Origin of the sequence: Cohnella abietis (assembly GCF_004295585.1) — a bacterium.
Taxonomy (GTDB): Bacteria; Bacillota; Bacilli; order Paenibacillales; family Paenibacillaceae; genus Cohnella; species Cohnella abietis.
The window spans coordinates 6,659,432-6,678,512 of record NZ_AP019400.1; the positions used below are offsets into that span (position 1 = coordinate 6,659,432).

Genomic DNA, 19,081 nt, shown 5'->3' on the forward strand with positions numbered 1-19,081 from the left:
CCTTCGGTCAGGTCAGTTTGCCTGTTATGGGTTCAGCTTGTTGTATTCCGCTGAGTATTCCGCGATGACTTTGTCTCCGCCATTCTTGCGCCATTGTTCAACGGCTTTGTTCCAGCCCGCTTCGTCCAACTGGCCCATAACGTATTTGGTTCTGGCTTCGTTAATGATTTTGTCCAGCTCTGAGCCGTTCTGCACGAAGGTATCCGAGATTAAAGGCTGCGCCGGATTTACAATCGCATTCGGAAAATTATCAACCTGCATTTTGAGCGCTTTTTCCACGACTGGTTGAAGCGTCCCCGGCGTCGCAGCCTTGTATTCGGTGTACTGAAGGAAATCAAGCTGAGACACTTCCTGCGTGAATCTTTGGGCATCAGTCCGCACTGCTTTTCCGTTCTCTACTTCATAATGAACACCTTCAATGCCCCATTTAAGCAGATTCTGTACAGTTGAGTCTGCTAATTTGTCCATATAACCCAGGATTTGCTTCAGCTGCTCCTCTGTCTTGATGCTAGTCTTAGGGAACAGGAATTGCGGCGGGAATACACCACGTGTCGGAACTCGTGCACCGTCCGGTCCTTCAATTAGGCTAATAACGTCTAATTCCGCTTCAGGGTAACTCTTATATAAATCAGCATAGCGACTTTGAATATCATCAAGAGCTCCGAAAATCATCCCTGATTTGCCTTTGTTGAATAGTTCGAAATCGCTGGTCACGCTAGGGAAATCCTGATTGATGATGTTCTTCTCATAGAAGTACTTGTACAAATCAAGTGTTTCTTTATAGGATTTCGTCAGGAAATTCGGTGTTATTTTACCGTCTACGATTCCCCATTGATTAGGTCCGCCATTGTATAATACGAAATTATTGAAACCGTTAAGCCCTGCGCTTGATCCCACTGCGAACGTATCCTTCTTACCATTCTTGTCTGGATCTTGCAGCGCGAACGCCTCCATGACGTGGATTAGTTCGTCTAATGTCTTAGGCTCCTGCAGTTGGAGCGAGTTCAGCCAATCCTTACGAATTGTGATACCATCCCGTGCTTGCGGGAAAGACTTGAAGATACCATAGGTCTTCCCGTCAATAGCGCTTTGCTTCAATAAATCCTTGCTAGTCTGGCTTAAGTTCGGATACTCCTTCAAATACGGTCCAATTTCCCAGAACATACCCGACCGTACCGCATTGACAAGGCCTGAATTCTTGTTGCCGTTCGCCAGAACGTAGACGATTTGCGGCACATCCTGCGAAGCAATTAGCGCGTTTAGTTTATCATTGTATGAGCTAGCAGGTACCCACGATATATTAAGATTCGTGTTCGTATATGACTGCACTTCCTTCAACACTTCGCTGTTCGCTTTAGGTGCCTCCGGATTCCAGTAAGGGATCATTAAACTAATGGATATCGGTTCAGCTGTTTTTGGGGATTCAGATGAAGATGCTGGTTGAGATGCTATAGAAGTAGCAGGTACAGTCGTTTCCTTATTCCCATTACCGCAGCCCGATACAAGCGCTACCGTAAGTGCAATCGTGACAGCTATTCCTAATGATTTGCGTTTTAATCCATTCATTGTTTCTCTCTCCTTTTATTATCTAACCTGATTATAAAATGATTACGTGTTACCCTTTCATAGCGCCTAGCATCATTCCTTGCGTGAAGTGCCTCTGCAGGAACGGATAGATCAGCAGTATAGGTACTGTTGCCACGACTATCGCGGCGAGCTTCACCGTCTGTGCTGGTGGGACAAAATTAACGTCGAATGCGTTGGAATCACCAATTCCACCCATGGACAATATAACAATCTGTCGCAGCAGAACCTGAATGGGCCATTTGGCAGAATCAGTAATATACAGAATCGCATTGAAATAAGTGTTCCAGTGTCCAACTGCATAGAAGAGTGCAAAAGTAGCGATGACCGGCATAGAAAGCGGCAGTACGATCCTAAATAGAATCTGTAAATCGTTGTAACCGTCGATCTTGGCTGATTCCTCCAGACCTTCGGGCAGCTGTTGGAAGAAGTTCCTTATGACGATTAAGTTAAAGCCGCTAATAGCACCGGGAATAATAAGAGACCAATAAGAATCCAGCATGCCGAAAGCTTTGACGACGAGATAAGTAGGAATCATACCGCCACTGAAAATCATGGAGAACACGATCAGCATCATACATATTTTTTGCCCCTTTAGCTCGCTTTTGGACAATGGATACGCTGTGAGAATCGTCATTACAAGATTCACGGCTGTGCCCGAAACGGTAATCCATACCGTAACGAGTAGGCTAGTAATGAATGTCGATGTAGAGAAAATATACTTGTAGCCGTCTAGAGAGAACTGTGTAGGAAACAAAACGACACCCTTCTCTAGAAGCTCCTTCGTCGAGGCGAACGATCCCCCCACGACGAACAAGAAGGGGACGAGCGTCAGAAGCGTAAACAGAAGGAGTAGTGAATATACGATCGCATCGTACCAATTGAATCGGTTTTTTTTCGCTCCCGATGGCATAATGGTCCCCTTCTTTCTTGCGGTAGTAGCGATTTAATAGATACCTTGCTCCCCAAAACGTTTAGCCAGCCTATTCGATACAACAACCAAGACAAGACCAATAACCGATTTGAACAAATTAACCGCTGTACTATAGCTGAATTGTCCTGTCGTAATTCCGACACGGTACACGTAGGTATCGAACACCTCTCCCACATCGCTGTTCGTGGCATTAAGCATAAGGAATACTTGCTCAAAGCCGTTGTCCATGAACTTTCCGAGCTGCAGGATAAGTAGGATAACGATGACTGAGCGCATGGCGGGTAGTGAAATGTGCCAGACTAGCCTGAGCCGACTGGCTCCATCCATCCTCGCAGCCTCATATAGTTGCGGATCGACGCCGGCTAGCGCTGCCAGAAATATAATGGTACCCCACCCGCTCTCCTTCCAAATCACCTCAGAGGTAATCATTGTCCGGAACCATTCTGAGCTCGTAAGGAACTCGATCTTATAACCAAACAAATCCAACAGAACAGAATTGACGACACCATCTTCCGTTGTGAAGAGGACGTAAACAATGCCGACTACAACTACCCAGGACATGAAATGTGGTAAGTAAATGACGGTTTGAACCCATCGCTTGAAAGCAATCTTTCGAACCTCGTGTAGCAATAGAGCGAGCAGAATCGGTAATGGGAAGAAGAATAGAATGTTATAAATCGCGAGCACAAACGTATTTCTCAGTAACCTAACGAAGCCCGGATCATGAAATAACCTTTCGAAATGTGCAAGACCAACCCATTCACTGTCGTTGAAGCCTAAGAACGGTTGAAAATTCTTAAAGGCGATTAATATCCCCCACATCGGAACATATTTGAGAAGGAGGAAGTACAGCATTCCCGGTAATAGCATGAGGTACAACCAGCGGTTCTTGAATACGAGATGCCTAAACCTGCCAAAGCCACGGTTGAACTCAATCAGCGGTATCCCCCCTCTCTCCATATCTCAAATAAACATAAAGTTTTCATATTATTCCTACACGCATACTATGTTTTATAGGCATGAGTCTATATTAATCGGTGGTTTAGCGGAAATAAATATCATTATGTCTAGTTATCATTTGTCATTTTGTTGGGTCTAACTGATAACGACTAGGCGGCATGCCGTAATGATTACAAAAAGCACGAGAGAAAGCATATAAATCTGGATACCCTAGTGATAAAGCGATTTCCGTGATGCTATACACCTTCATCTTTAGCATCTCCACCGCTCTATCCAAACGTAGCTTGGTCAAATATTGCTGAGGCCCCATGCCAGTTAATCTACTAACCTCGCTAAATAGATGGGAACGGTGAACGCCAGCCACTCGGACGACATCGGCAACTGTGATCCCTTCCATGTAATGTGTGTTCATATGATTAAGGCATGTGTCAATCCATTTCTCATCACTCTTGTCGTTGTGAGCTCTCATTTGCGTGTCGTTCAATGCGCCGAATAGGCGATACAAGGACTCCTGAAGTCGAAATTCATCTCCAGATTTCGGATTTCGCATGAAAGTAAATACTTCTAGAATGGTCATTTCCATATTTGCATTCAGCTTATTGCGAAGGTAAGGCTTCTCTAGACTTATACCGAGACGATCCAATAGATAGGACCCTTGGGCACCGCTAAAGGCCAACCAATACATATGTAACGGAGAAGAATTCCCTAGTGTTTCAATGCGTTTATACTGATGTTTTAGATGTGGATATAGACAGAACATATCACCTACTTCAAGCGTGACAGCACCATCTTTATATTCAAAATACACAGACCCGGATTTAACGAAATGAAAGGAGTAGCATTCTATGATTTTCGGCCCAACAGAGTATCCCGGCTTTGCCTCGTTTCTACCCGCACGGACAGGCCAGAGCCCACCCTTCTTCTCGAATTCTGAAGCCATGTAATAAATATGCTCCGCGAACTCGTGATCGAACTCTTTCATAATAAAGTCACCTCTAGCGCTTAATGTAATAGAGTTTCAATGAAAGTAGCCTTCTCCCACTGAATGACAAATAAGACCCTTCACAACATGTGAAGTGCCAGTAATGGTTTGATAGCCGTGGTGTCTAATTCAAGAGTCATTATAATTATCCCTATTAGAATAGTTGGTATTTGAAATACTAACACGGGAGTTAAAGTTTCGCAAGTGAGACTAGCGTGGATAGGTATCCTCTTGAAATAACAATCGTTGTCTATTACAATTCTCAATGTTATAGTGTAAATGATTATCATTATCATAGAAATAAGTGGAGGGTTACCTATGTACAAAGCAAGAAAATCTACTTCAATAGCAGCAATGGTGTTACTGTTATGTGTTACATTGTTACTCAGCGCTTGCTCCGGTAAATCGAATTCGGCAAATACCGCAACGGCGGGAAATAGCTCACCAGCTGCGAGTCCAAGCCAGCAGCCAGTGGCAACTCCAGAATCAAGCAGCTCTGCTGCAGCTACCAAAACCTATACGGATAGCAAAGGAACTGTTACTATTCCGGTAAATCCCCAACGGATAATAGATTTGACAGGAAGCGCTATTGGTAATTTGTTGGCACTAGACATTAAACCTGTAGCCGCTACCTATGATGGAATGAGAAGCCCTTATCACAAAGATAAGCTGGATGGAGTAGTTGATCTTGGCGATGGCTCCAATGTCGAGGCCATGTTGAGCTTGGATCCTGACCTCATTATTGCTTACGACTATCTTGAAGATGGACCGTATGAGAAGCTATCTCGGATCGCCCCAGTCGTCCGACTTCAGTACGGAGCAAAAACCCCTGGAGAGCTGTTACTTGAGTTCGGCAAAATCACAGGTAAAGAAGAAGCGGCACAAGCTTGGATAGATCAGTGGAATAAAAAAATAGCTGAGGTTAAGCCGAAAATTGTCGAGGTCGTCGGAGACAAAACCGTATCGATTCTCCAACCCTATGCCAAAGGCATCTATGCTTGGGGAAATAAAGGCGGTCGGGGCGGCGAAATCATTCACGGTGACCTTGGATTAAAAGCCCCACCGATTATTCAAAAAGCACTCGTTGACGGTGCTGGCTTTGGAAAAGATTTAACGCTTGAGCAGCTGCCTGAGTATGCAGGAGACTACATCTTCACGAGCAATTGGGGCTGGGATGACGGAAATCCAGATGACGTGTATGGAAGCAGTCTGTGGAAGGGTCTCCCTGCGGTGAAAAATAACCGCGTCTTCTTCATCAACCAAGACGGCTCCTACTATAACGACCCCATTTCTTTGGAAGCCCAGCTACAGTTCATTGTAGAGAGCTTTCTAGGTAAACAATAATAATGTAACGGGTTTAACCAATAAGCCGCCTACCCTGTATCTAGGGTAGGCGGTTTTCAGTTTTACGATTAAATATTTGAATTCTTAGGGTTTCGGAATCCTACTACGAATACTATTGTTAATAGTATTCCTTGCGTTATTGCATAAATAATTGGGATAAACAGTTCCCATAACCCCCAATCCCAGGTTAATGGCATCAATCCAGTAGAGTCTCCTCGATTTTTAGCGTATATCATGAAAATTGCTTCTGGAATAATGGAGACAGCTATCCAATACAAATAAAAATGTTTCTTTTTTGAAAATACCGATAAAATACCATTTAGCAAACCTAATAAAAATAGAATGAAGTATACAATACCATTAGAGTAACCAAGCTTTTCGGAAAATGAACTGTCTAATATTAGGCTCAAGAAATAATAGCTAAATATAATAATGAAATACCCAATGCTAATTCTCAATTCATATTCACCTCTCACTCAACTCTACCTAATGCTATCACATTTTGTAAAATTATGGACATATATAAATATCAAATTCCATGCAATAGAAGAAATAACCTTCCTTCGGCTCTTACATAAGACCATTAATTCAGCTATACTTTTCCCAGTATACTTCTACTACAAGTCACCCAATCACTAAGGAGGCTATTAATTATGCGGACAATTAAGCTTGGAACCAGTACATTAGAGGTGCCAGTCGTTGCAGTCGGCTGTATGCGTATTAATTCGTTAAGCAATGCTGAGGCAGAAAAATTTATTCAAACAGCGATAGAAGAAAAAGCTAATTTCTTCGACCATGCTGATATATACGGTGGTGGAAAATGCGAGGAAATATTTGCAGATGCCATCGACATGAATGCAAGTATTCGTGAGAAGATGATCCTGCAATCCAAGGTCGGCATTCGTAAGGGAATGTTTGATTTCTCCAAGGAACATATTCTTGAGTCCGTAGACGGTATCTTGAAGCGGTTGAAAACCGAGTATCTAGATGTTCTACTTCTGCACCGTCCTGATGCATTGGTAGAGCCGGATGAAGTCGCTGCTGCTTTCGATCTTCTTGAAAGCTCCGGCAAAGTACGCCACTTCGGCGTTTCCAATCAGACTCCTATGCAAATCCAGCTACTTAAGAAGTCTGTGAAGCAGCCGCTTGTTGCCAACCAACTGCAATTAAGCATCACCAACGCCAACATGATCTCACACGGATTTAATGTCAATATGGAAAATGATCTCTCTGTCGTTCGTGACAGCAGTGTGCTCGACTACTGTAGATTGAACGATATTACCATTCAGCCTTGGTCGCCGTTCCAATATGGCTTCTTTGAAGGAGTATTCCTCGGCAACGAGAAGTTCCCTGAGTTGAACAAGAAAATTGATGAAGTCGCTGCAAAATATGAAGTTAGCAATACGACTATCGCTATTGCCTGGCTTTTGCGCCATCCTGCACACATGCAACCCGTTATCGGTACGATGAATATCGAGAGATTACGTGACTGCTGTAAAGCAAGCGATGTCCATCTGACACGCGAAGAGTGGTACGGCATCTATCTTGCGGCAGGCAATGTTCTTCCTTAACCTATTAGAAAGCCCCTTCTACCGACACGCGGTGGAAGGGGCTTTGCTGATTAAACGAGCCAGTGAGGCATTACTATGATGTTTAGGTTACTCAGTAATTAATCCATATGCTGTAATTCGCTTGATTCTTCGAGATACCAGCATCGATATGAGATAAGCCAATACGATAATAGCGATACAGAGAATCACGATATGCGGAGCACTGACGATGAAGCGCGTATTGGACACTCCATAATCGAAGAGCACCAGCTTAAGCACAGAATTGGTGTACAAGCTGCCCAGCACGCCTCCGACCATTACACCCGCGATAACTACTGGAATAAAGCTTAGCGTAATTTGCACCATCAGCTGAAAAGTCGTGTAGCCTGTCGCTTTCAGAATGCCTAGCTCTTTTTTCCGCTTGCGGATTGTCGTATTAATGACCAGATAAAGAATCATGATGACGATCACTGCGGTTATCGCTAGAATGGCGACCATGACGGAGAAGAACGCTGAGATCAATGCGCCGCTTTGGCTCTCCAATGATTCCTTTACATCCGTAATCGACTGAACGAAGCTCCCACTCTCCGAATCCACATCACGGACAAAGTCCGCACCGTTAGTGCTTTCCCCCAAGTATACGTTGATGGACATACCTTTGTGACCGGGGATTAGGCGACGCATGCCTTCCAAGGTTAACGATGCCCCATTCTTCGCCGAATTGAGCGATTGGTTCAGCCCAGTTATCAAATAAGGATATGTCGTATCTCCCACAGCTACTTTGAGTGTATCGCCAACTGTCTTATCAAGAAGCCTGGCTAGACCTCCGGTAATAGCAATCTCGTTGTCGTATTCCGGATAGCGTCCTTCGTAGAGCGTAGGATTGTCCAGCTTGGCATAATCGTCGGAAAAATCAGTCGTAACCAGCTGCCCTTCGATTGTCGTCTTAACGAAATCCAAGATAATGGCTTTCTCCACGCCGTTCATTTGTTTAATTTGCTTAAGCAATTGATCGCTGTCTTGGCCGGGTTCGACTTGGATTCCGATATCGGGCGTTTCAGCGCCAACCAATTGAAAAAATGCCTTCTTATCTTCAGCAATATTGTAATACAGCACGATCGAGAAAACTGAAGCGAAGGTAATCGCGGCAACTATGATGGCGATCATGAAATTCTGCCAGCTATTTGCAAGCATCGATTTGTTGGCAAGCAGGAGCTGTAAACTACCCTTGGCTTTATCCAGCGGGAACGGATTTCTTTTGAAGCTGTGGGTCACGATCCCCCCTCGAAGAGCTGCTATAGGGTGCAGCTTACGAATGCGCATAGAAGAGAGCAATGCCACAATTAATACCAACAAACCAACAATCGCAACGCTGAGCAAGTCCGTACCGGTATGGGCGCCGCCCGGCCATAGAAGCTTGTTCAAACTAGAGATGATATGGCCAAAAGGTGGCAGTACGGCATAAGAACCAGCTACGCCTACAACACTCGCGGCAACCGCGATCAGCATGAACTGCAAAACAAAGGACGCAACAATTTGATTACTGGTATAGCCCACTGATTTAAGCACGCCGATATTCACCATACCATCGGAGATGTTGTTTGAAATACGAAATTTAATGACGATGAGAGACACTAGCACAATCACAGCTGCAAATGCGACCAGAATCATGGCGATTATATTAACGGTCATCGAGCTGCTTTTCGCCGACTCTATGTCTGCGCTCCAGAAGCTAGAATCTGCGGACTCGTTGGATTGGGAAAACTGCTTGTTGTAGTCACCTAATAATGTGTTTGATTGTTCGCTATTTGCGAAAATCGCCGACATCAGAGTGCCGTCGGCAGAAGCCCCTAGTTCTTCAGCCAGCTGTTGGTAGGCTGCCTCTGGCAAGAAAAATTTCAGCATGGCGAGTTTAGTTGATCCCATCAAAGTCGATTCAAAAAAGCCAGCAACGCGATAGCTATATTTCTTATTCTGATAGGTAAGAGTAAAGATGTCGTCCAACTGGTAGCCGCCGCCAGCCTTCAAACCATACGGGAGGTAAATTCCCTCTCCTTTAGCATAATCCGACTCCTCGATTAGCTTCAGCGGGGCAATGGTCCGGCTGGCATCCGCATTCAGCAGCCCAACGCGAAGGCTAAAATCTGTTTTATCGTAATGTATCGTCGCAGTGGGAAGCAAAATAATAGATTCCTTTTCCGCTTCTTTCACACCGGAATACGATTTCAAATAATCCTCATAAGGCTGCTTAAAACTCGCGCTGTTCATTACGATACTTACGTGGGCATCGTGCAGCTCTTCGACCTTATCCTCATAGAAGGTGCTCATTTTAGACATGACAGTCGCACCGACGTTCAGAAGCAACGCTGCAATAAAGATTAATATGAACATAGAGAAAGCCGCGCTTTTCGCTTTTTTCATATTGGCCATGGCAAGGTTAAGGATGATCATGTTACCACCCCATCTCGGCCAAGAAGGCATTGAGCTTATCGTGACGCGCACGATTGCTATCCACGTGATAAGCACCCAAGCTCAAGTCTCCGCATATGACACCATCGCGCAGGTAAAGGATTCGGTTACCCCGCAATGCTGTTTTGATATCATGGGTGACCATGACCACGCTCTGCCCCTTCCGATTAACCTCGGTCATGACATCGAGCACACTGTTGCTTGATGCAGAGTTAAGCGCGCCCGTAGGTTCATCCGCGAACACGATTTTGGGACTGTTAATTAGCGCCCGCACAATTCCGGCCCGCTGGGCTTCGCCGCCAGACAGCTGAGAAGGGAATTTCCTCCATGACGCTTCATCTAATTGCACTTGAGCAAGCAATTGCTTCGCTTTAGTCGCAACGGCCTGCTTATTTTTATTCACCAGCAAACCGCTCGCCATCACGTTATCCAGAACACTCATATTGTCCAGGAGATAGATTTGCTGGAACACGAACCCACAATGGTTTCTGCGAAAAATCGCAAGCTTATCGTTATTCAGCTTGGAGATGTTTTTCCCCTGAAAATGGATCTCCCCTAACGATGGCTTATCCATACCGGAAAGCGCATAGAGCAGCGTCGATTTGCCTGAGCCGGAGCTACCCATAATAATGGTGAAGTCTCCCTCCATCAGGCTGATGTCCAAATTTTTTAACACATGCTGTTGAACCCCACCGGTGGAAAATGTTTTGCACAGCTTATCCGTTCTTAGTATCGTATTTGGCATAAAGTGATCATTCCTTTGTTGATGGATTGTAAGAAGAAGTACAATTCCATCATACGATAGCAATTCTTACCCGATCTTTGTTCAATCCTTAACCATTCCTTAATTCGTTACACGAGCTTGATTCGGAGGGTTACGGTGAACCCATCATCTCTGTTGTGGCATTCGATCTCTCCCTGCATGCTCTGCATAAGATACCTGGAGATGAACAGCCCAAGCCCTGCTCCGGCTTGGCCGGCAACATTATTGCCTCGGTAAAATTTGTTAAAAAGCAGCGGCAGCTCATCCCGGCTGACTCCTTTTCCATAATCCTTAATTTCTAATTGCAAATGAGTAGGGGTAAGCGATGAGGAGATCCGAACAGCAGTACCCGCATATTTGTAGGAATTGCTCAGGATATTATCGAATACTTGCTGCAAACGCGTGACATCGGTGAGGATGATACACTCTGGTATAGAATCATATGTGATTTGATCATCGTAGTTCACGTTTGCGATAATCGGTTTCAACACACCGCTGTACTCCTCTGTTACGTTCACCTTCAGTTCTTCCAATTCCTCAAGCGTCGCATGAAACATATCCGTCACTAGAAAGTTAATTTGCTCTGCTTTGGAGTGGATCATGTTGATCTGCTTAATGACTTTCTCATCTGTAGCGCGTAGTAGCATCAGCTCGCTTACCGCCTTGATGGAGGCGACAGGCGTCTTAACGTCATGGCTGAGACTAGCAACGAGCTCTTTCTTACTGCGGTTAGCTTCATATTCGCTTTGCCGCGCCGCTGCTAGCTGCTCTCGCATGATGTCGAAGCTTTCTGTGAACGCACCGAACGGATTGTTTTTATCTATGCTCAATGGCAAATCAAGGTTCCCACGGGCTACGTTCAGAGCAAAGCTTTGCAGCTTCTTAAACGGTTTAAGCACAGCATGATTGAGAAAGAGAATGTAGAGCACGCAGAGCGTAGCTAGTACCATGAAGGTTGTCACAATGACGATAATAAGCTGGTTTTTGTTTTGCTGAATCTTATCGTGAAAATCATCATGAAGGATGATTTTCCCTACGAGTGTACCCTCTATCGTAACATCAAGGATGGAATCCCTTTTTTTGATCGCTTCATTCAGATTGATAGACAGCCCACCTAACGATTGGTAACGCACGTTCCCATCCCGGTCAAGTACGACAAAAGGCTGTGTTATCCCACCGAAGTAACCTTCCTTTAGTCTGTCCCAATTGCTTTCTACCGTCTTCAGTACCTTGTTGGCCATAACGACATCCACATCTGTATGGACGGGAGCTCCGATTATTCGTACGGAAAGAATGATGCCAGCGACAAAAACAAGAAGCATCGTCAAGAGCATTCCCTTAGTTCTCATCTTTGGCCATCCTCTAGAACATATCCTGTTCCCCACACTGTTTTGATATATTGCGGATTATTGGGCTCGACCTCTATTTTTTCGCGTAAATGACGAATATGCACATTCAAGGTACCATCTCCGGTATAAGAGTCGCCCCACACCTTCGAGAACAGCTCCTCCTTAGGCACCACTCGATTTTTATTTTGCGCTAAGTAGCAGAGTAGCCTGTATTCCAACGATTTGAATTTGATTTCTGAGCCGTTCACGCGAACGCGGGAGAGCGCACAATCGATCTGGACGTGGCCAAACTCCAGCGTTTCTGCGGATTCTTGCTTGCCGTATCTCTTAAGCACTGCTTTAACCTTGGCTAGCAAAATACTGAGCGTATATGGCTTTCGGATATAATCGTCCCCACCGATATTAAGGGCAATGAGAATATCGTCGTCGCTAGACCGAGCGCTAATAAAAAGGATCGGAATCTGCGTCGTTTGCCTCAGCTTCTTGCATAGATCGAAGCCCGAGGTCTGCCCTAAATTAATATCGAGAAGAATGAGGGAGGCTTCATTTTCCCGTAAAAATTGCTCGCATGCTTCCGCGCTAGTCACGTAAGCCGTTGTGACGTCAAACATATTAAAATACTCGCATGTCGTTTCCGCTAGAACGCTCTCGTCATCCACAATTAAACAATCATAGTTCATATTCGTTCTCCATTCACAGTCACTTACTAAATAGTGGTTATACAAATAATAACATTTTATATGACTAATGAGGCTTGCATAAATTCGCAAAAAAGGAGCTTCCGCCAGGAAGCCCCTTTACCTTACCACCAATTCAATTCCACTTAGCTTTGATTACAGTAATACGCCACCGTACAATCACGCTTGTTTGAATTCGATCCAATCGATCTGCAAGCCTGGCTTGATGAATTCCAATTGCAATTCGTAAAGCCCCACTTCCAATTCGATTTTCACAAGCTTTTGACGAATCCATTTGCCTTCCGTTCCGTTCGTTTGAATGGTCGTCATCAGTTGACCGTTCAGAGTTACGTTACAGGCACTTTGCGCCAACTCGGATTCCGGAGACATAATGTTCACGATAATCCGGTATGGGCCGGCCTGATCTACCTTCATCAAGGTCGATCCAGTGACAGTAGGTTTAACCTGTGCATTATCAGATAGGACTTGTGCTTGCTCCGGAGAAAGAGACGAATTCGCCTTAAACGCAACAATCGTTTCATCAATCTCTTGTTTTCTCGAGAATACCGGCGCTTGCATCAAGAATCGACAGATGTTAATGGCAGATCGTTGAAGCTCGCCTCTCGTTAGAGTTCCATTTTCCAATGATTCCAGAGTGTTGTCTTCGTAAGCATTGATTTCTGCCCCGTAGTTGCTGACGACCATATACAGATCGTTCTGCGCACGGACCATCCAGTTCGTATATTTGCGATCTGGTGTGCCTCCTTCGACGACATCATTCATAACTGCCCACCAATCCGTCATGACGATGCCTTCAAAGCCCCATTCCCCACGAAGAATTGTCGTATTCAGATCATAATTAGAAGCCGCCCAGTGCCCGTTGATCGGGTTATAGGAAGTCATGATTGAGTTTGCTCCGCCTTGCTTCACCGCGATTTCGAAGCCCTTCAGATAAATCTCCCGAAGCGCGCGCTCGGATACGACGGCATCTACTTTGCTGCGATGCTTCTCCTGATTGTTGCAGGCGAAGTGCTTCAGCGTGGCGTTAGAGCCGCCCTTCATGATTCCACGCGTGCATGCCGCTGCGAATGCCCCGGAAATGAGTGGATCTTCCGAGAAGTATTCGAAATTACGGCCATTGAGCGGACTGCGACGAATATTTAAGCCAGGTCCAAGCAAGGCATCCACATTGTTGCTGACCAATTCCTGGCCTTCCATGACGTACAGCTGTTCAACCAACTCCGCATTCCAGGTTGCCGCAAGCAATGTACCGATAGCGACTTGTGTCGCTTTCTGCCCGCTATCCATCCGGATGCCAGACGGTCCGTCCGCCGTACATCCAACCGGAATTCCGTACTTGTACAGGCTATCGCTAACTCCACCGAAAGCAGAAGCCGTACCCGGCGTAACTAAAGGACTGCTCATGCCTTCTCCCCGTACGATTTCGGCCAGATCCGTATCGCTAAGCTGGGCTATGAAGGCTTCAATCGTGACTTTCCCGTCATGCACGTCTCTTAAGGTATAGCCTTGATTGCCTGTCTGTTCCAACGTGGTGGGCAGATTGCTCTCAATCCGCTCCGCTATGGAGATTCTACGCTTCGGCATTTTTTCGAAGGCGAGCTCGTACGAACCGTCTTCCTTCCGAACGCCTGGCTTCATCCTTGTGAAACCTTCCGTCGGCGCCATCGCCTCTTGTAGCTGCTCCACCAATTGAATATTTTCCACGACGTAGCCGCTTTGCCCCTCAATGCCTACCTCAGCAACATTCTTGACACTAGTTCCCACATAAATGTGATATGTACCAGCTTCTAAAACATATGCGGAAGGATGCCCCGTCACACCGGCGTCATCATAAGAGGCCATCGAGTGAACAGGGAAGCTCACCGTAAGACGCTGCGATTCGCCAGGCTGAAGAGCTTCCGTTTTGACGAATGCCGCCAAAGCTTTAGCAGGCTGACCCAGCTTTCCTTGCGGCGCCTCGTAGTAAACCTGTACAACCTCTTTGCCCGCATAGACGGCTCCCGTATTGGTGACCGTTACGTCAATAGCGATGACATTCTCTCCTTCGAAAGAAATCAGTCTCGCTTCCTCTGACTCGAGGCTAAATGTGGTATAAGAAATACCATAACCGAATTCGAATTGAACGCGATCTGGGAGGAAAGTCTCGAAATAACGATAGCCGACATAGATATCTTCCTGATATAGATTTACGAGTTCATTGCCATAATTGCGCGTTGATGGATAATCGGCAATGGAAAGGGCAACCGTATCGGTGAGCTTTCCGCTTGGCGTTACGTCTCCGGCTAGTACGTCGGCAATCGCATTACCGCCTTCCATGCCGCCATGCCAAGCATAAATGACACACGGAATTGGGTGGACATAGCCTTCTTCATTCAACCAGCTCATATCGATAATATTAGATACATTAAGTACGACGATGGTTTGTTCGAAACGGGCAGTCACCTGCTTCAGCATCGCTTTTTCTTCCGGCGTTAATTGATAGCTTCCCGGCTCATCGGCATTATCCTGATCTTCGCCCGCCGTGCGTCCGATGACAACAATAGCCTTGTTCGATCGACTTCTTGCAGCTGCCACTAGTTCATCGGTAAGAGGCATTTCTTTCTGATACCAAGGTTCAGCAGCCCAGCCACCCCCGCCGTTATCGAACGGATGGCTCTCGATCCATGTTTCATAGACGGATGCCAGATCTTCGTTGACAGCAAAGTTTTCCTTACTGCGCAAGCCGTTCAACAAATTGGTCGTATAGGATACATGAACGCTTCCTCCCGAACCAGTACCACTGCGATAGTAATTGACTTGGGTTCTTCCGAAGATCGAAACATTATCGCCGCTTCGTAGCGGAAGCACCTGATTATCATTTTTTAGTAGTACTGCGCCCTCTGCAGCTACCGTCCGGCTAAATTCAGCAAAACCTTCTAATGGAACTCCTATGCTCTGTGTGCTCAACTTGTTTCCTCCTACTTATCGTATCATTCAGAATGGACTCGATTCACCGAGTTCCCTTCAATTAAGCTGACATAAACTCTTTCTGACTCGACGGGTTCGCCGCGAATCATCTTAAGCAATTGCTCAGCGGCAAGCGCGCCCCATTTGCGCATGGAGTAATCGATCGTAGCCATTCGCGGTCGCGTATACTGCGCCAGCTGGATATTATCATAACCAATCAAATGAATATGCTCGCCAATGACGAGCGAGGTGCAGGTTTGAATATAGTCGATCAATCCGATTGCCATATCGTCGTTTAAGCAGAAGACTCCAACGGGTTGGTCATACTCTTCTGCAATTCGCGAGCCCGCTGCATACCCAGACTCCTTATCGAAGGATCCCGGTATTTCGATAAAGCTCACTTGAGGCGTACGTTCAATGACTTGTCTGACGGCCCGCATGCGCTGCCGGGCATCATATGAGCCTTCTGGTCCGCTTACGGTATAGATCCGATCGTAGCCTTGGTTCAACAAGTACTCCATCGCCAGCGTCGCACCCGCTTTATTATCGAGCAGCACCTGATTTACATTGTCGTGCTGTAGCTCCCGATCCAACACAACCAGCTTATGGCCGCGTTCGGCAAATTGGAGAAGCTCTTCGTCTGTAAGTGTCGCATCGAGAATAATGGCGCCATCGAACGTTCGCTCCGGAATTAACCGATGTGATTGACGCCCGCTACAGACGATGAGATCGTAGCCCTTGCGACTGAGCTCATCTTTGACGCCCTGAAGCAAATCTCCATAAAAGTGACCATAATAATCTGTCAGGTACATGCCAATGAGCATGGACTCCCGCTTCTTAAGCATCCGGGCAGCTCCATGGGGAACATAACCCATATCGCTAGCGATGGTCGATATTCGCTCGGCCGTCTCCTTCGTGATCCGTTCACTGCCATTCAGTGCGTAGGATACAGTCGATATGGAGACACCTGCCTTCTTGGCAATATCCTTAATACTGACCACGATTCGCGCTCCCTTATTTACTTCCTTTTACTTTCGAAACGTTTCAACAGAACGCTAAAACCTACATTCCAGCTTCATTCAACAACGTATTTTATTGAGTATTTTAATTTTAGATCATTATTTGGCTGATTTCAACTTGAAATGAACGTTTGACGAGTACAAAATACGGATTTATAATCATCGTAGAAACGTTTCGACAACTAGTGATTATGAGAAAGAGGGTACACATAAGATGTCCAATTCTGCTTCAGGCTTACCAGCATCCTCACACGAGAAGCTTCCTATGCACGTTTATCTCGAACGAATGACGCTAGACGAGAAAATCGCCCAGTTGATCCAGCTCGCTGTTCCCTTCTTCGAAGGTGCTTCAGATGCGGGCTTAATTACCGGTCCTATGGCCTCTCTCGGCATTTCTGAGCAAACCGTACATAATGCCGGATCAGTTCTCGGTATGGCGGGCGCGCAAGAAACCATCAACGTGCAACGCAAGCATTTGGAAAACAATCGATTAGGAATTCCCCTTCTAATGATGGCGGATATTGTCCACGGCTTCAAAACGATTTTCCCCGTTCCGCTCGCAATCGGTTGCTCTTGGAACCTGGAGCTAGCAGAACTCAGCGCGGAAATCGCTGCCAAAGAAGCATCCGTCTCGGGCGTTCATGTCACTTACGCACCTATGGTCGATCTCGTACGTGACCCTCGTTGGGGACGTGTAATGGAATCGACTGGAGAAGATCCTTACCTGAACTCGCTGTTCGCGAGAGCGTTCGTCCGCGGCTTCCAAGGATCAGACCTAGCGGGAGATCAAGATCGGGTTGCCGCTTGCGTCAAGCACTTCGCAGCCTACGGCGCTGCTGAAGCAGGTCGTGATTACAACACGGTGGACATCTCTCCGCGTCAGCTTCGTGAGTTCTACTTGCCCGCCTATAAAGCAGCGCTTGATGAAGGCTGCGAAATGGTCATGACGGCTTTCAATACAGTCGACGGCATACCGGCCACAGGCAATGAGCCCCTTATGCGTAAGCTTCTGCGGGACGAATGGGGCTTCGATGGTATTCTGATTTCCGACTGGGGCGCGGTAAAGGAATTAATCGCGCACGGCATAGCGGCTGATGAGTCGGAAGCGGCACTAAAGGCTATAAGAGCGGGCGTTGATATTGAAATGATGACTGCCTGCTATACACATCACTTGAACGAGCTTATCAGCAACGGCGAAGTGAGTGAATCGTTGATTGATGAATCGGTGCTCCGCATCTTGCAATTGAAGGACAAGCTAGGCTTGTTTGAAAATCCTTACCGCGCCGCAGATCCAGTACGCGAGCAGGAAATCGTGTTCAGCGACGCTCATCGCGCATCTGCTTTGGAGCTAGCTCATAAGTCTTGCGTATTGCTTAAGAATGACGGCATTCTGCCTCTTAAGCCCTCGCAACGAATTGCAGTCATCGGTCCATTCGCCCGCAGTGGTGATCTGCTCGGACCTTGGTCTTGGACTGGCTCACAGGATGCCATCATCCGCCTGTCTGAAGCGATTCGTGGCAAGCTAATTAATCCTGCCGTCATGACAGTCGCAGACGGTTGCGGAATCGACACTGCTACCGAGGAGCAATGGTCGGAAGCGGCAACTGCGGCGCAAGAAGCAGACGTTATCGTCCTCGCGCTAGGCGAGGATTCTGACATGAGCGGCGAAGCTGGCTGCCGTGCAGATATACGACTACCGCAAGTTCAGCTAGAACTCATTCGTCGCGTACAAGAGCTAGGCAAACCGATCGTTGCCGTGTTGTTCAACGGGCGTCCGCTTGATCTCCATGGCGTATTCGAGGAATCTAATGCTGTACTCGAAGCCTGGTTCCCTGGCTCCGAAGGTGGCCTTGCAGTCGCTGACTTGCTGTTCGGCGATGCCAATCCATCCGGCCGCCTGACGATGTCATTCCCGTTCAGCGTTGGACAAGTACCTGTCTATTACAACGCCTTCAATACAGGACGCCCACAAGGTGCAGCCGACGCGCAAGTCCGGTATGTCTCGCAATACTTGGACATTCCGAATGAGCCATTGCTACCCTTCGGCTTCGGTCTTAGCTACGCGTCCTTCGAGTATGCGGATGCCGCGCTGTCTTCAGATACGATGACACCAGAGCAGACTCTTTCCGTCACGGTTCGAGTGACGAATACGGGAGCCGTCGCAGGCGTCGAAACCGTTCAGCTCTACGTAAGAGACGTCTCTGGTGAAGTCGTCCGTCCGGTTAAGGAGCTCAAAGGATTCCGCCAAATCGAGCTGCAGCCAGGCGAGAGCCGCGAAGTAGCCTTCGAATTGACTGAGGAGCAGCTGCGGTATTATCATTCCGATCTATCTCATTCCAGCGACGCGGGCGCATTCGTCGCATTCGTCGGAGCAAGCAGCCGGGACAATGCTTCGCTTCCATTCCGTCTCGTGAAGTAGAACTACGCTCAACAAGAAGACCGTCAGTTCATCCTGACGGTCTTTTTAGGTTTATCCGTGATTA

The 19,081-nt window shown here is 46.7% G+C and carries 14 protein-coding genes; 3 read left to right on the top strand and 11 right to left on the bottom strand.

The genetic code is table 11. From position 1 onward, the window contains the following. Window positions 1-24: 24 nt before the first annotated feature. The 4 genes from KCTCHS21_RS29235 to KCTCHS21_RS29250 all read right to left on the bottom strand — a co-directional run bounded on the left by KCTCHS21_RS29235 (window position 25) and on the right by KCTCHS21_RS29250 (window position 4,460). The gene (locus tag KCTCHS21_RS29235) at window positions 25-1,566 is read right to left on the bottom strand and encodes an extracellular solute-binding protein (protein WP_130616008.1); all 1,542 of its coding nucleotides are present in this window, start codon (window positions 1,564-1,566) and stop codon (window positions 25-27) included. A gap of 49 nt (window positions 1,567-1,615) precedes the next feature. Further along, on the bottom strand, window positions 1,616-2,497 hold the full coding sequence (locus KCTCHS21_RS29240; RefSeq protein WP_130616009.1) for a carbohydrate ABC transporter permease: 882 nt from the start codon (window positions 2,495-2,497) through the stop codon (window positions 1,616-1,618). 33 nt (window positions 2,498-2,530) lie between these two features. After that, a complete protein-coding gene (locus KCTCHS21_RS29245) occupies window positions 2,531-3,478 on the bottom strand; it encodes an ABC transporter permease (protein ID WP_130616010.1) in 948 nt (315 codons plus the stop codon). A 121-nt stretch (window positions 3,479-3,599) separates the two neighbouring features. Then, window positions 3,600-4,460, bottom strand: a complete 861-nt coding sequence (locus KCTCHS21_RS29250; RefSeq protein ID WP_130616011.1) for an AraC family transcriptional regulator — start codon at window positions 4,458-4,460, stop codon at window positions 3,600-3,602. A 318-nt stretch (window positions 4,461-4,778) separates the two neighbouring features. On the opposite strand from KCTCHS21_RS29250, the gene KCTCHS21_RS29255 reads away from it, so the two are divergent. Continuing rightward, on the top strand, window positions 4,779-5,804 hold the full coding sequence (locus KCTCHS21_RS29255; protein ID WP_232058001.1) for an ABC transporter substrate-binding protein: 1,026 nt from the start codon (window positions 4,779-4,781) through the stop codon (window positions 5,802-5,804). A gap of 68 nt (window positions 5,805-5,872) precedes the next feature. Here the strand turns inward: KCTCHS21_RS29255 and KCTCHS21_RS29260 are convergent, their stop codons facing one another. Continuing rightward, on the bottom strand, window positions 5,873-6,262 hold the full coding sequence (locus KCTCHS21_RS29260) for a hypothetical protein (RefSeq protein ID WP_130616012.1): 390 nt from the start codon (window positions 6,260-6,262) through the stop codon (window positions 5,873-5,875). Between the two features lie 195 nt (window positions 6,263-6,457). On the opposite strand from KCTCHS21_RS29260, the gene KCTCHS21_RS29265 reads away from it, so the two are divergent. Beyond that, window positions 6,458-7,375 (top strand): aldo/keto reductase, encoded by a 918-nt coding sequence (locus KCTCHS21_RS29265; protein ID WP_130616013.1) that lies wholly within the window; start codon window positions 6,458-6,460, stop codon window positions 7,373-7,375. An 87-nt stretch (window positions 7,376-7,462) separates the two neighbouring features. Here KCTCHS21_RS29265 and KCTCHS21_RS29270 read toward each other — a convergent pair whose 3' ends face one another. The 6 genes from KCTCHS21_RS29270 to KCTCHS21_RS29295 form a co-directional block, all read right to left on the bottom strand. Then, complete coding sequence (locus KCTCHS21_RS29270; RefSeq protein ID WP_130616014.1) at window positions 7,463-9,805, bottom strand: ABC transporter permease; 2,343 nt, start codon at window positions 9,803-9,805, stop codon at window positions 7,463-7,465. Between the two features lies 1 nt (window position 9,806). Then, window positions 9,807-10,568 (bottom strand): ABC transporter ATP-binding protein, encoded by a 762-nt coding sequence (locus KCTCHS21_RS29275; protein ID WP_130616015.1) that lies wholly within the window; start codon window positions 10,566-10,568, stop codon window positions 9,807-9,809. A gap of 107 nt (window positions 10,569-10,675) precedes the next feature. Next, window positions 10,676-11,935 carry a sensor histidine kinase gene (locus KCTCHS21_RS29280; RefSeq protein ID WP_130616016.1) on the bottom strand — a complete coding sequence of 420 codons (1,260 nt, stop codon included), beginning with the start codon at window positions 11,933-11,935 and terminating at the stop codon, window positions 10,676-10,678. Next, entirely contained in the window at window positions 11,932-12,615 is a 684-nt protein-coding gene (locus KCTCHS21_RS29285) for a response regulator transcription factor (protein ID WP_130616017.1), read from the bottom strand. Before KCTCHS21_RS29285 ends, KCTCHS21_RS29280 begins: the two co-directional genes overlap by 4 nt. 177 nt (window positions 12,616-12,792) lie before the next feature. Then, window positions 12,793-15,579: a glycoside hydrolase family 3 C-terminal domain-containing protein gene (locus KCTCHS21_RS29290; RefSeq protein ID WP_130616018.1), complete on the bottom strand. Its 2,787-nt coding sequence runs from the start codon at window positions 15,577-15,579 to the stop codon at window positions 12,793-12,795. A 23-nt stretch (window positions 15,580-15,602) separates the two neighbouring features. Continuing rightward, a complete protein-coding gene (locus KCTCHS21_RS29295; RefSeq protein ID WP_130616019.1) occupies window positions 15,603-16,580 on the bottom strand; it encodes a LacI family DNA-binding transcriptional regulator in 978 nt (325 codons plus the stop codon). A 283-nt stretch (window positions 16,581-16,863) separates the two neighbouring features. On the opposite strand from KCTCHS21_RS29295, the gene bglX reads away from it, so the two are divergent. After that, window positions 16,864-19,017, top strand: coding sequence for a beta-glucosidase BglX (gene bglX / locus KCTCHS21_RS29300; protein WP_130616784.1), 2,154 nt, complete (start codon window positions 16,864-16,866; stop codon window positions 19,015-19,017). Window positions 19,018-19,081 lie beyond the last annotated feature (64 nt).